Origin of the sequence: Enterobacter sp. WCHEn045836 (assembly GCF_003965585.1) — a bacterium.
GTDB classification, from domain to species: Bacteria; Pseudomonadota; Gammaproteobacteria; order Enterobacterales; family Enterobacteriaceae; genus Enterobacter; species Enterobacter dissolvens.
In genome coordinates, this window is record NZ_RXPT01000011.1 from 127447 (window position 1) to 140783 (window position 13337).

Here is a 13337-nt window from a genome sequence, read left to right on the forward strand (position 1 = left end):
AAATTCACCCATTATTTTCAGACTTATTTCGCGCAACAATGCGCGTATTTTTTCAACTCAAATCGGGTAATTTTGCGGCAGCGTTTTTCTCAATTCCAATAAGCGGCATAAGATTATCAACAGCGGCAGCGTAATTAATTGCCGAACTCCAGCCATCATATTCCGCGATTATTTTCGCGGAGGTGGCCTGCCAGACGTCCTGTTCAACGCTGAGCAAATCATTAATGCTGCGCTTGCTCAGGGTATATTCATTTCGGTAGACCTCGCGCGCACGTAACGCACTCTCCAGCTGCAACGCTCCAGCGGCCATTCTTCCGCGCGCGCCGGTCCAGTCTGCCTGCGCGACGGAGGCTTTTTGCAACACATCGAATCGCGCCTGATCGACCTGAGACGACGCCATCGCCCTGGCCCCTTCAGCCTGACGGACGCGAGCGGATACGGCTCCCCCCTGATAAAGGGGCGCATCGATATTTAGCTGTATCTGGTCATCCCAGTAAGAACGGTTATCGGACTCATAACGCGTGCGTCCTCCTTTCAGGCTTAAGGTTGGCCAGTGCTGAGATTTTGCGGTTTCCACGCCATACTGGGCCGAACGTTCCATATTCTGCGCGGCCATCACCGCCGGTATCAGTGAATAATCAATCTGGTTAACGGCATCCTGTTCAACGGCGAGCTTCGCAGGCACCGGTGAATAGGATTCAGCCTGCATGCCCGTCAATACCGCCAGTCTGGCGCGGGCACTGTTTAACGCGGCGCTGTACTGTTCAACCGTCGCCTGCATTCCGGCGATCCGTGTGCGAGTCTGCAGTTCATCGGAGGTTGAACTTACGCCCGCATCCGCGCGCAGTTTCGCCAGTTGCTCCACGTTTTTGAGGGCCTGAACATTCTCTTTAGCCGCCTCTAACAGATCGCTGTAGCGTTTGACTTCCACATAGCTCAGCGCGGTTTTTTCCGCCACCGCTGAGAGCGTCTCCATCAGCTGGTAACGATAGCTATCACGTCGCGCAGAAGACTGGCTGATACTGTTATTCGTCTTTCCAAAATCATAGATAAGCTGCGTGAGGCTCAATCCCCAGGCCGCGGAATTTCTCAGCGATCCGCTGGAATCGGTGGTCTGGCTATGACCTGTACTGCCGTTCAGCGATATTTGCGGCATCCATCCGCTACGCGCTTCATCTATTTGCGCCTGACCAATACCTAATTGTGCCGCCTGTTGGCTGACCGACGGATCGCGATCGATGGCAAACAGGATACTTTCTTTTAACGTTGTCTTTGGAATCGGGGCAATACCCACCACACCGCTATTGGCATTGGCTGTATTGATGCCTATCGAAATTAATATCAGCGTTGCGGATATTCGTAACGACTTATAATTTCGCCATATCGTCATTTATATCTCCCTGAGTTTACGTGTTGTTCAACCATTTACCCAAAAAGAGGTATAGATATTCAGACAAATATTACTCACCCCCCGTCGTAAATTTTGGGTAAAAGCTCCCTATACCCATTTCCATTGGAGATGAGAGCCGTTCTGTGTCCTATATAAAATTAAGAATTTACTTACTTCTTAAACTGGTTGGCAGCATAACAAAATGTGGTATAAGCAACTACACCCACAATGTTATCGTGGTGTTACAAATAAGAAAAATCATGGGGTTTCTGGACAAAGTCTTAAAAATGGCCTTTCAAGTGAAACAAACAAAGTCCTTGTTATTTAAGTGAAATTAGAAATTCGTCGGATGTACATTTTTGCGTTAATTTCATGGCGCGTCAGACACAAAGATTTTCAAAGAACTGTCAATTTAAGTAACTGCCCCATCTCTTTTGGAATCAAAAGCTATACAGACGGAATATTTTGGCACATTATCTCTTAAATTAATTTACTAATAAAATAAAACACCGGTAAACGATTGCTAACTGGTTACATAAACCAAACAGTCAGAATAAACATCGTCATAACATACTGATTACCCCTCGCAACCGTACACTTATATTTAATCAATATAAAATCAATAATCACTGCTTTGAACTAAAAAGACGTTCCCCTTCCCTCTGCGACAAAATGCTGTATTATGCAAACTATTGCGACATTTTGCAGAATTCATCCTATGCACAAAACCGCCCGTCAAAAATATGTGCTCGAGATCATCAGCGAGCAGGGACAGGCCAGTATCACCGAGTTGGCGGAAAAGCTGCAGGTTTCAGCCGATACCATTCGCCGGGATCTGACAGACCTCGAAAAACAGGGGCTGGCGCAGAAGAACCACGGGGGCGCTATCGCGCTGAATCTCTCGGCCATGAATCGCCAGGGCAGAAACACGCTCCTGCCGGACACCAAACAGCGGCTGGGAAAACAGGTGGCACAGTCTGTACCGGCGGGTTCAACGTTGTTTCTGGATGCGGGCAGCACGGTCATGGCGGTGGCCACTTTCCTTCAGGGGCCGCTGACGGTGATCACCACCTCGCTGGATATCGCCCACTATTTTAGCGACCGGGAGGATATCGACCTGATCCTGCTCGGCGGGAAGTGGGATCAGAAGCAACGCCTGTTTGCCGGCGGTGCTACCCTCTCCCTTCTTTCGCGGTATCGGGCGGATATCGCCATTCTCGGCGCCTGCGCCCTTCATTCATCACTCGGTCTGAGTGCCAGTACAGAGGCTGATGCCGAGGTAAAACGGGCGATGCTTGCCGCCAGCCAGGCGCACTGGATCGTCGCGGACCATCTGAAAGTCAACCGCTGTGAACCGTACCTGGTATGCGGGTTAGAAGAAATTCATCAACTGTTTTTAGATCGTCCCTGGCCTGAGCTTGGGGACCAGAGCGCAGTGCATGTCACGGTTTGCGCGCATCAACGTGGAGAAGGTCATGAGTAAAATGAAGACAATTAACATTGCGCTGATCGGGTATGGATTTGTGGGTAAAACCTTCCATGCCCCGCTGATCCAGGCTGTGGACGGGCTTAAACTGGCGGTGGTTTCTTCTCGCGACGCGGAAAAGGTCACGTGCGATCTGCCGGACGTGCAGGTGGTCGCCACCCCGGAAGAGGCCATCACGCATCCGGACGTCGACCTGGTGGTGATCGCCTCCCCGAATGCGACCCATGCGCCGCTGGCCACGCTGGCCCTGAACGCAGGAAAACATGTGGTGGTGGATAAGCCTTTCACGCTCGATATGCAGGAAGCGCGCGATCTGATCGCCCTGGCGGATGAAAAGCAGCTTCTGCTTTCCGTGTTCCATAACCGCCGCTGGGACAGTGATTTCCTCGGCATTAAGGACGTTATTGCGCAGGGCACCCTCGGCAAGGTGAAACTGTTTGAGTCGCACATCGATCGCTTCCGCCCGGAAGTGCGCGTGCGCTGGAGAGAACAAAACGTACCGGGAAGCGGACTGTGGTTTGACCTCGGTCCGCATCTGATCGACCAGACGCTGCAGCTCTTTGGTCTGCCTCAGTCGGTACAGGGGAATATCGCGACGCTGCGCGACGGTGCCGAAGTTAACGACTGGGCGCATGTGGTTTTAAATTACCCTCAGCATAAGGTCATCTTGCACGCCAGCATGCTGGTCGCGGGTGGCACCGCGCGCTTTACCGTTCATGGCGACAAGGGCAGCGTAGTGAAAGCCCGTATCGATCAACAGGAAGCGCAGCTGCTGGCCGGCGTCGTTCCGGGCAGCGAAAACTGGGGTGATGACAGCGACAGTATGGTGTTCTTCGGGGCTGACGGCGCGCCGCAGACGATTTCCACGCCGAAAGGCGATCAGCGTCAGTATTACATGAATGTGCGCGATGCTCTGCTCGGGAAGATTGCCAATCCGGTTCATCCTGTCGAAGCGTTAGCGGTGATGGCGGTGCTGGAAGCGGCGGTGAAATCGTCAGAGGCCGGGTCAACCCAGGGGCTGGCGTTAACGGCTGATGAGCGTGCTCTGCTGCAATAAAAAACGGGTTTTGTAGGCCGGGTAAGCGCAACGCCACCCGGCGAGAAAGGCGGCAAAAGTATTGAGGACTACTGCCGCTTTTTCGGCATCATGCGCAGCAGCGTATTATCTTTCCAGAAATAGTGATGCATCAGCGCCGCCGCCGCGTGCAGGCCAATGACAAAATAGCCGAGGTTCGCCAGCGTCTCGTGCCACTCTTTTAGCCCATCAGCCAGCTCAAAGTTGGATTCCGCCGCGTGCGGCATGGCGATGCCAAAAGCAAACCAGTCGTTTCCACGGTTATACATCATCACCAGGCCAATCAGCGGCAAAGCAATAAACAGCAGATAAATCACCAGATGCCCCAGATGGGAGAGCCCGGTGATCATCGCTTTCGGTTTCGGCTCAATCGGCGGCGCGCGGAACTTCAGGCGCACCGCAGACGTGTCACCATCAATACCAGGATCGTGATACCGCATGAAACGTGGATCATATTGATCACCGGTCGGTCGGTACGCGGAAAGAAGCCTCTGAACTCCATGGCGCAGTAGGCGACGATGACTAACAGAAACACCAGCCAGTGGATGCCGATTTGCAGGCTTGTATATTTAGTGCGCATGTGATTTCCCGATAAAAAACAGTTACCGGGCCAACATAACGACCTTTCCTTAAAAATTCATTAACTTTTCTGTATGGGTTTTCAATTACTTCCTCGCGCATGAAGCATCTTCAATTGCCGCCCCGGCGCTCATGGTCTAAGCCTGGATAAGTTCAAACTGTCGCATCGACACGTTTACAGGAGAACACCATGAGTAAAATTGGCATTAACGGATTTGGACGCATTGGACGCCTCGTACTTCGTCGCCTTCTTGAAACCCAGGACAGCAACACCGTCGTCGCCATCAACGACCTCACCTCTCCCAAAGTGCTGGCTTATCTGCTCAGGCATGATTCAAACTACGGGGGTTTCCCGTGGAGTGTGGATTTCACCGAAGACGCGCTGATTGTGGATGGCAAGACGATCGCGGTGTACGCCGAGAAAGAGGCCAAACATATTCCGTGGAAAGCCGCAGGGGTGGATATCGTTGTGGAATGCACCGGTTTTTATACGTCGGAAGAGAAATCCAGAGCACATCTGGATGCAGGTGCTAAAAAAGTGCTGATCTCCGCACCTGCCGGTGAGATGAAAACCATTGTGTTTAACGTTAACGACGACACCATTGACGCCAGTGATACCATCATCTCTGTCGCCTCCTGCACCACCAACTGTCTCGCCCCGCTGGCAAAAGCCCTGCACGATGCCTTTGAAATTAAAGTGGGCACCATGACCACCATTCACGCCTATACCGGTACCCAGGCGCTGGTGGATGGTCCGCGTGGCAAAGATCTGCGCGCCTCACGCGCGGCGGCAGAAAATGTTATTCCTCATACCACGGGTGCCGCAAAAGCGATTGGTCTGGTGATCCCGGCCCTGAGCGGCAAACTGAAAGGCCACGCCCAGCGCGTGCCGGTGAAAACCGGTTCGGTAACCGAACTGGTCGCCATTCTGGGTAAAAAGGTCACCGTTGAGGAGATCAATGCCGCACTGAAAAAAGCGACGCAGGGGAATAAATCGTTTGGGTATACGGATGAGGAGATTGTGTCGTCCGATGTGATTGGCTCGCACTTTGGCTCGGTGTTTGACGCCACGCAGACCGAAGTGACCGAGGCGGGCGATCTGCAGCTGGTGAAAGCCGTCGCCTGGTATGACAACGAGTATGGGTTTGTGACGCAGCTGGTGCGCACGCTGGATAAGTTTGCGGCGCTGTGATTTTCCCCTCACCCTCCCCCTCTCCCCAACGGGGCGAGGGAATGGTCCCGTGCTTAGATTATTGTACGTGCCCCCTTGAGGACAGGATCCAGCTGTAGCTGTTTCCATGCGGCGGTCACCGCCTCCGGAAAGGGCACGTGAGCGATAAAATCCCGCCCGGCCGGGCCATAGCCGTTAACGTCATCATACAGCCGCGGCAGCTCCCCCAGAACCAGCGAAAGGTAGCGCTCAACGGACCACAGCCCTGCATTATCCCCCCTAAACTCCACGCCCTCTGTGCCGTTTTGCAGCGTCGGCGTAACCCCCGGAAAGCTGACCCACTGCGGTGACGCGGGCTCGTCCCGGCACACGCGGGTAAAAGTCGCCATCGTGCGGCGCTGCATCGTCGGGTCCTGCACCACCAGCATCTGCCCGCTTGTCCGCTGACGCTGTTTCAGCATGTTCCAGCTAAAACGCGCGTTTTCACCGCAGTTGGTTGAGCGATCTTCAATCCAAAGGTGCGCCTCGGGGATCTGCCAGAACTCCCGCGCAACGTCGGCAAGAATGCTCGCTTCCGCCCGGCTGGCGACCGGTACGCTGTGATATTGCGGGTGATGACGAACGGCTTCATACAAAAACGGGGTCGAATGGCCGATGCCGCCGCTAATCAGAAGCGGCACGTTCTGCGCGGCGGCAATACGGCAGGCCGCATCGATGGTCGGGATCACCGCGTTGCCAGCCAGAATCACCACATCCGCGTCCCCAGCCTGACGGGCTGCGCTCAGGTCGTCCTGCGCCAGCCATTTGCCAACGGTATTGATGGCCGCCAGGGTTGCGTCCGGCAGAACAGTTAAATGGGGCTTAACCATGATGAACTCCTCCTCGGTTTCTCTTCAGGGTAGCGGCTTCAGACTATAAACGCTGACGTGAGCACCGAAAACTAAACGGTATTTTATTGCCGATTTTGTCATTATTCTGAAATAACCAGAAACATCCAAAAACAATTAGGTTGCACCTGCATATTATGCTTTCCAGTTTCTGTCGTACAAAACATCCTGTTGCCGATTCCGTTTGAAAAAGCACCCAACGCTGCTAATTTCACCGTGATCTGACCAGTTTTCTCCCCCCTGCGCTTGCCAAATACACCATCCAACCCTAAGTTGCTTAACAATTTAATAACCTTTTTCATCATCACAGGTTGCACCTGAAGCGCGCCAGGTGACACCTCATACATCATCAACGTGGCGGGGTTGCAGATCATGACAGAACATGAAAGTACGACGACGGTATTACGAAAAAATAAGAAGGTGCTAATTGCCAGCCTTACCGGGAGTGCCATTGAATGGTTTGACTATTTTCTCTACGGTACAGCTGCCGCGCTGGTCTTTAATAAGATCTTTTTCCCGATGGTCGATCCGGTGATCGGGCTCATACTCTCGTATCTCTCTTTCTCATTAACCTTTTTTATACGTCCTATTGGCGGGGTACTTTTCGCCCATATCGGCGACCGCATTGGCCGTAAAAAAACCCTTGTACTGACCCTCTCTTTGATGGGAGGTGCAACCGTTATGATTGGCCTGCTGCCCACGTATGAGATGATTGGCCTGTGGGCGCCTGCTCTGCTGATCCTGATGCGTATCATTCAGGGGATGGGCATAGGCGGTGAATGGGGTGGCGCGCTGTTGCTGGCCTATGAATACGCGCCCGAAAAACGTAAGGGGTTCTTCGGCAGCATTCCGCAGGCGGGCGTGACCATCGGCATGCTGATGGCAACTTTTATCGTTTCGCTGATGACCCTCTTCAGCGAGGAGGATTTTCTCTCCTGGGGCTGGCGTATCCCGTTCCTGCTGAGTTCGGTTCTGGTGTTGCTCGGCCTGTGGATCCGAAAAGATATCGATGAAACGCCTGATTTTCAGAAAGTAAAAGCGTCCGGTCAGGTGGCTAAGGCTCCCCTGCGCGATACGCTGAAACATCACTGGCGTGAAGTGCTGATTGCCGCCGGTCTCAAAGTCGTGGAAACCGCGCCGTTCTATATTTTCTCTACGTTTGTGGTGAGCTATGCCACCAGCACGCTGGCCTACCAAAAATCGCAGGCGCTGGAAGCCGTGACGCTGGGAGCCCTGGTGGCCACGATAATGATTCCGTTAATGGGGTTGCTCTCGGATAAAATTGGCCGTCAGCGTATGTATGCCACGAGCGTCTTTATCCTGGGTTTGTTTATCGTGCCATGGTTTATGTTGCTCAATACCGGAACAACCTGGGGCATTGTGATCGCGACGGTCATCGCCTTTGGCGTGCTGTGGGCACCGGTAACGGCGGTACTCGGAACGCTGTGCTCTGAAATCTTTAGCGCAAACGTGCGCTACACCGGCATTACGCTCGGCTACCAACTGGGTGCCGCGCTGGCTGGCGGTACCGCCCCGCTGATTGCTACCGGCCTGCTGGCAAAATATGACGGCGACTGGGTTCCGGTGGCCTGGTATCTTGCCGTCACGGTGGTCATCTCCTTAATCGCGATCTTCTGCGCCAGCCGCGTTAAGCGTGCAGCACACCTCCAGGTACAGCCCGAACGTCTCTGACCTTTCCCGGCCCGCCCTGCGGGCCGCTCTTTTTCCTAAAACCTTTAGTTCAACATTTGATTAACATGCGTAAATCATATTCACTTGTATTATGTTTTACGGCAGACGTAGAATCGCCAGCCCGCTAATTATTTAATTTTTTCAAAGGTAAACGACGTTATGCGCCTGCCCGAACGCGATCCTTATGCTCCTCGCGAGTGGCAGCCACACGAGAAACCCGCCCTGCTGGGTTCACCCTCTACGCCGGAGCACAGCACGCCAAAGCGGATTGCCTATGGCGTTGTGGGTCTGCTGGTCTGCCTGACGGGCGCCCTGGGGAATGCGGTGGTCACCGCCAACCTGCAAAATTTGCAGGGCACCTTTGGCGCCTGGTCAACCGAGATCGCCTGGCTACCGGCGGTCTATGTGATGACCAATATCTCCATTAACCTGCTACTGGTGAAATTCCGCCAGCAGTATGGTCTGCGCGCCTTTACGGAAGGCTTTCTGGTGCTGTATGTGCTGGTCACCTTCTTCCACCTGTTCGTTAACGATCTCAGTTCGGCGCTGATGGTGCGCGCCGCGCACGGAATGGTGGCCGCCGCGCTCAGTTCGCTGGGCATTTATTATCAGATCCAGGCCTGGCCGGCGAAGCACCATCTGAAGGCGCTGACCATTGGCATCACCGGTTCGTCACTCGCCATTCCGTTGGCGCGTCTGTTTTCCACTGAGCTTCTCCAGTTGGACGAGTGGCGCGGACTCTATTTCTTCGAACTGGGGCTGGCGCTGATCTCGCTGGCCTGTGTGATCGCACTGAAACTGCCGCCGGGGGATCGGCGTAAGGTCTTTGAGAAGAAAGACTTTGTGACCTTCTTTTTACTGGCACCGGGGATGGCGTTGCTGTGCGCGGTGCTGTCGCTGGGGCGTCTGGACTGGTGGTTCGAAGCGCCGTGGATCGGCTGGTCGCTGGCGCTATCGCTGGTGCTGATTGTTTCCGCCATCGTGTTTGAACATAACCGCACTAACCCGCTGCTGAATACCCGCTGGTTGTCGAGCGGCAGTATCGTTCGTCTGGGGCTGATCATGCTGCTGATCCGCATTGTGCTGGCCGAGCAAAACACCGGCGTCATCGGGTGGCTGCAGTATGTAGGGTTACAGAACGAGCAGATGACACATCTGGCGTGGTCCATTTTCGCCGGCATCGTCTGCGGGATCGTCACCAGCTGTCTGACCATTAAGCCGACGAAACTGGCGTGGCCGATTATTACCTCCCTGGTGCTGATGATTATCGCCTCGTTGCTGGACAGCCAGTCAAACAACCTGACCCGCCCGGATCAGCTGATGCTCAGCCAGTTCCTGCTGGGCTTTGGCAGCGCCTTCTTCCTCGCCCCCGCGATGCTGGCCGCCATTGGTGGCGTGATTGCCGATCCACGTAATCTGGTGAGTTTCTCGGTGATGTTCGGCATGAGCCAGAACCTCGGCGGCCTGCTGGGTTCGGCGATCCTGGGAACCTTCCAGACCTGGCGCGAGAAGTACCACTCCAGCCTGCTGGCGGACCAGCTCACGACGCTCAATCCCCTGGTCAACGAGCGAATTCAGCTTTATACCCAGATGTACAAGAGCCTGATTGGCGACAGTGCGCTGCTGGGCACGCAGGCGATCACCCAGTTGCAGACGGTCACTGCCCTTGAGGCAAACATTCTGGCTTATAACGATACTTATTTGCTGACCGCGAGTATTGCCGCGGCCACGCTGGTCTGGATTTTATGGCGCTTACTGCGTCTGCGCATCACTGCCCGTATGGCGCTTAAGAACGCCACCGGCAACAAATAATTGAGATATTTCTGGAGAGTTTATGAGTCAGCAGGATGCCGCCAAAGAGCAGGCCAACACCCGCAAAAATGTACGCATTGTGTCAATTTTCACCGCCGCTGCCATCGGGATTGTCGGCGTGCTGGTGATCCTTTACGCGTGGCAGCTCCCCCCGTTCACCCGCCACGCGCAGTTTACTGACAATGCTTACGTACGCGGCCAGACCACGTTCATCAGTCCGCAGGTCAATGGCTATATCACCGACGTGAAGGTGCAGGATTTTGTGCAGGTGAAAAAAGGCGACCTGCTGCTGCAAATTGATGACCGCATCTATCGCCAGCGCGTGCATCAGGCCGAGGCGCAGCTGGCGATGAAAATTGCCGCCCTGAATAACAATCTGCAGCAGCGTAAAAGCGCAGAAGCGGTGATTGCCCGTAACGAGGCGGCCCTGAAAAACGCCCGCGCCCAAAATCTGAAAACCCAGGCGGATTTAAAACGTGTAAAAGATCTGACGGCGGACGGATCGCTCTCCATCCGCGAACGCGACGCGGCGCTGGCCAGCGCGGCCCAGGGCAGCGCCGATATTGAGCAGGCAAAAGCGACGCTTGAGATGTCGCGCCAGGATCTGCAAACGGTGATTGTGAACCGCGGTGCGCTGGAGGCCGATGTTGAAAATGCCAGAGCGGCGCTGGAACTGGCGCAGATTGACCTGCAAAACACCCGCATTGTGGCGCCGCGTGACGGCCAGCTGGGACAAATCGCGGTGCGTCTGGGCGCGTATGTGACCGCCGGAACACACCTCACCACCCTGGTGCCGCCTCAGCACTGGGTAATCGCCAACATCAAAGAGACCCAGCTGGCGGAGTTGCGCATTGGCCAGCCGGTGAAATTTACCGTCGATGCGCTCGACAACAAAGCCTATCAGGGCCGCGTGGAGAGCATCTCCCCGGCGACCGGCGTCGAATTCAGTGCCATCACGCCGGATAATGCCACCGGGAACTTTGTTAAAATCGCCCAGCGTATTCCGGTGCGTATCGAAGTGCTGGGTAAGCCTGAAGAGGCGGCGCTGCTGCGTCCTGGCATGTCGGTACAGGTGACCATTGATACGCGGGAGGCGAAGCAATGACCCTTCGTCCGATTGCCAGCCTGCTGGTTGCCGTTCTGCTTACCGGATGCCAGTCGGTGGATGTAAAACCTGCACAATCGTCACTGCACATTCCTGCGCAGTGGCGTGCGGCAACTGGCCCCACCAGCGCGCCTGAACAGCTCTGGTGGCGAAATTTTCACGACAACAACCTCAACCGCTACGTGGATCAGGCGCTGAAAAATAACAGCGACGTGCTGATCGCTCGCGAACGGATTAATGAGTACCAGGCCAGGGTGTATGCCGCCGACGGCAGCCTGTTTCCGTCGCTGGATGCGGGCGTAACCGGCACCCGCGCCCGGACGCAATCGGCCGCCACCGGCTTACCGGTATACAGTACGCTGTACAAAGGCAGCCTCACTGCCAGCTATGATGTGGATATCTGGGGCGTCAACCGCAGCACGGCCAATGCCGCGCAGGCCTCGCTGGAAGCGCAAAAAGCCGCCGCCGCTGCCGCGGATTTAACCGTCGCATCGTCGGTGGCCTCCGGGTATGTCACTCTGCTCTCGCTAGACGAACAGCTTCGCGTCACCGAATCCACGCTGAAATCGCGCGAAGAGGCATTTAATCTTGCTAAACGGCAGTTTGAAACGGGCTACAGTTCGCGCCTGGAGCTTATGCAGTCCGACTCCGAGCTGCGGGCCACCCGGGCACAGGTGCCGCTGCTGCAGCATCAGATTGCGCAACAAGAGAACGCCCTGAGTCTGCTGCTGGGAAGCAACCCCGGCGAGGTGACCCGGAGTGAGCGCTTCAGCACGCTTACCCCGCTCAGGCTGCCTTCACAGCTGCCGTCATCGTTGCTTAACCGACGACCTGACATCGTTCAGGCCGAGCGCCAGCTCATTGCGGCCGATGCCAGCCTGGCCGCCTCGCGCGCCAGCCTGCTGCCGTCGATCAACCTGACAGCGACCGGTTCAATTCAGGATCGCACCCTTTCTGGCCTGTTGGACAACCCCTTACAGCTCTGGAATGTGGGCGGCAGCATTCTCGCCCCGCTGCTGAACCGCCAGGCGCTAAATGCGCAGGTGGATATCTCCCAGTCCCAGCGCAATCAGGTGTTGTACAGCTATGAAAAAACTGTCCGCAACGCCTTCGCGGAGGTGAACAACAGCCTTGACGCCATTACGCGTTATCAGGAACAGCTGACAGAGTTGCTTGCCCAGCAGGATGTGGCCCAGGAGACCCTGCGCATTGCGCAGAACCGCTATCGCAACGGCTACTCGTCTTATCTGGATGTGCTCGACGCACAGCGTACCCTCTACTCGGTGCAAACAAATGTGGTGCAGGTGAAAAATAACCTGCTGCTGGCGCAGATTGATTTGTATAAAGCGCTGGGCGGCGGTTGGGTCAATGTCTGAAGGCGCTTAACGGGCCTGGATTTCGTCACGCAGGCCGGGTAAGGCGTAGCCGCCACCCGGCAATTCCCCCTCAGGAGACAATTTATGCAACAACCGTGGTCTGCAGTTGATAATTTCATGATTTCATCGCTTATTCCCGAAGATGACGTACTCCAGCAGGTTCTTGAAAACAACAAGCGCGCCGGACTCCCCGAACACGATGTTGCGGCCAATCAGGGGCAACTGCTGGCGCTGTTCGTCCGCATGACCCAGGCGCGGCGTGTTCTTGAGATTGGCACGTTGGGTGCCTACAGTTCAATCTGGATGGCGCGCGCCCTGCCGCCGGACGGAGAGCTGATTACACTTGAGGCCGATTCCACGCATGCCGACGTGGCGCGGCAGAATATTCAGCTTGCCGGTCTCAACAATCGCATTGCACTCATCGAAGGCCCTGCGCTGACGTCTCTGGAAAATTTCGGCGATATTCCGCCATTTGACCTGATCTTTATTGATGCTGATAAACCGAATAATCCCGGCTATCTCGAATGGGCGCTGCACTATTCTCGTCCCGGCACGGTGATTATTGGCGATAACGTGGTGCGCGAGGGTGAAGTGATTAACGGCCAAAGCGACGACGCGCGCGTGCAGGGTGTTCGCCGGTTTATCGGGATGATGGGGGACAATCCGCGCTTAACCGCCACCGCGCTGCAAACGGTGGGGGTTAAGGGGTGGGATGGGTTTACGCTGGCAATTGTGAACGGGTGAAAATTGTGCGGCCTGGTGCC

Annotated in this window: 11 protein-coding genes and 1 pseudogene; 8 read left to right on the forward strand and 4 right to left on the reverse strand. The window is 55.3% G+C overall.

Annotated elements, in window-relative coordinates; all coding sequences use genetic code 11:
- Window positions 1-52: 52 nt before the first annotated feature.
- Complete coding sequence (locus EKN38_RS16010; protein WP_043951626.1) at window positions 53-1390, reverse strand: TolC family outer membrane protein; 1338 nt, start codon at window positions 1388-1390, stop codon at window positions 53-55.
- 718 nt (window positions 1391-2108) lie between these two features.
- Between EKN38_RS16010 and EKN38_RS16015 the strand changes: the two genes are divergently transcribed.
- Window positions 2109-2873: a DeoR/GlpR family DNA-binding transcription regulator gene (locus tag EKN38_RS16015; protein ID WP_014831838.1), complete on the forward strand. Its 765-nt coding sequence runs from the start codon at window positions 2109-2111 to the stop codon at window positions 2871-2873.
- Window positions 2866-3933, forward strand: a complete 1068-nt coding sequence (locus EKN38_RS16020) for an oxidoreductase (protein WP_014831837.1) — start codon at window positions 2866-2868, stop codon at window positions 3931-3933. Before EKN38_RS16015 ends, EKN38_RS16020 begins: the two co-directional genes overlap by 8 nt.
- A 68-nt stretch (window positions 3934-4001) precedes the next feature.
- Here the strand turns inward: EKN38_RS16020 and cybB are convergent.
- Window positions 4002-4531, reverse strand: a pseudogene (gene cybB, locus EKN38_RS16025) (cytochrome b561).
- Between the two features lie 189 nt (window positions 4532-4720).
- Here cybB and gap point away from each other — a divergent pair.
- Window positions 4721-5722 carry a type I glyceraldehyde-3-phosphate dehydrogenase gene (gene gap / locus EKN38_RS16030; RefSeq protein WP_014831835.1) on the forward strand — a complete coding sequence of 334 codons (1002 nt, stop codon included), beginning with the start codon at window positions 4721-4723 and terminating at the stop codon, window positions 5720-5722.
- Window positions 5723-5775: 53 nt separating this feature from the next.
- Here gap and EKN38_RS16035 read toward each other — a convergent pair whose 3' ends face one another.
- Both EKN38_RS16035 and EKN38_RS16040 read right to left on the reverse strand, forming a co-directional pair.
- Window positions 5776-6570 carry a YdcF family protein gene (locus EKN38_RS16035; RefSeq protein WP_126522420.1) on the reverse strand — a complete coding sequence of 265 codons (795 nt, stop codon included), beginning with the start codon at window positions 6568-6570 and terminating at the stop codon, window positions 5776-5778.
- A 101-nt stretch (window positions 6571-6671) separates the two neighbouring features.
- Entirely contained in the window at window positions 6672-6896 is a 225-nt protein-coding gene (locus tag EKN38_RS16040; RefSeq protein WP_125365129.1) for a hypothetical protein, read from the reverse strand.
- Between the two features lie 64 nt (window positions 6897-6960).
- Here EKN38_RS16040 and EKN38_RS16045 point away from each other — a divergent pair, with 64 nt between their 5' ends.
- The 5 genes from EKN38_RS16045 to EKN38_RS16065 all read left to right on the forward strand — a co-directional run bounded on the left by EKN38_RS16045 (window position 6961) and on the right by EKN38_RS16065 (window position 13317).
- Complete coding sequence (locus tag EKN38_RS16045; protein ID WP_014831832.1) at window positions 6961-8280, forward strand: MFS transporter; 1320 nt, start codon at window positions 6961-6963, stop codon at window positions 8278-8280.
- Between the two features lie 159 nt (window positions 8281-8439).
- Complete coding sequence (locus EKN38_RS16050; RefSeq protein WP_126522423.1) at window positions 8440-10092, forward strand: MFS transporter; 1653 nt, start codon at window positions 8440-8442, stop codon at window positions 10090-10092.
- A 22-nt stretch (window positions 10093-10114) separates the two neighbouring features.
- Complete coding sequence (locus tag EKN38_RS16055; RefSeq protein WP_014831830.1) at window positions 10115-11197, forward strand: HlyD family secretion protein; 1083 nt, start codon at window positions 10115-10117, stop codon at window positions 11195-11197.
- Complete coding sequence (locus EKN38_RS16060; protein ID WP_126522426.1) at window positions 11194-12573, forward strand: efflux transporter outer membrane subunit; 1380 nt, start codon at window positions 11194-11196, stop codon at window positions 12571-12573. Before EKN38_RS16055 ends, EKN38_RS16060 begins: the two co-directional genes overlap by 4 nt.
- Before the next feature lie 84 nt (window positions 12574-12657).
- Window positions 12658-13317, forward strand: a complete 660-nt coding sequence (locus tag EKN38_RS16065) for an O-methyltransferase (protein ID WP_014831828.1) — start codon at window positions 12658-12660, stop codon at window positions 13315-13317.
- Window positions 13318-13337 lie beyond the last annotated feature (20 nt).

Excerpts from the sequence above, each read along its gene's own strand:
- EKN38_RS16010 (WP_043951626.1), bottom strand. The coding sequence starts at position 1,390 with ATGACGATATGGCGAAATTATAAGTCGTTACGAATATCCGCAACGCTG.
- EKN38_RS16015 (WP_014831838.1), top strand. The coding sequence starts at position 2,109 with ATGCACAAAACCGCCCGTCAAAAATATGTGCTCGAGATCATCAGCGAG.
- EKN38_RS16020 (WP_014831837.1), top strand. The coding sequence starts at position 2,866 with ATGAGTAAAATGAAGACAATTAACATTGCGCTGATCGGGTATGGATTT.
- gap (WP_014831835.1), top strand. The coding sequence starts at position 4,721 with ATGAGTAAAATTGGCATTAACGGATTTGGACGCATTGGACGCCTCGTA.
- EKN38_RS16035 (WP_126522420.1), bottom strand. The coding sequence starts at position 6,570 with ATGGTTAAGCCCCATTTAACTGTTCTGCCGGACGCAACCCTGGCGGCC.
- EKN38_RS16045 (WP_014831832.1), top strand. The coding sequence starts at position 6,961 with ATGACAGAACATGAAAGTACGACGACGGTATTACGAAAAAATAAGAAG.
- EKN38_RS16050 (WP_126522423.1), top strand. The coding sequence starts at position 8,440 with ATGCGCCTGCCCGAACGCGATCCTTATGCTCCTCGCGAGTGGCAGCCA.
- EKN38_RS16055 (WP_014831830.1), top strand. The coding sequence starts at position 10,115 with ATGAGTCAGCAGGATGCCGCCAAAGAGCAGGCCAACACCCGCAAAAAT.
- EKN38_RS16060 (WP_126522426.1), top strand. The coding sequence starts at position 11,194 with ATGACCCTTCGTCCGATTGCCAGCCTGCTGGTTGCCGTTCTGCTTACC.
- EKN38_RS16065 (WP_014831828.1), top strand. The coding sequence starts at position 12,658 with ATGCAACAACCGTGGTCTGCAGTTGATAATTTCATGATTTCATCGCTT.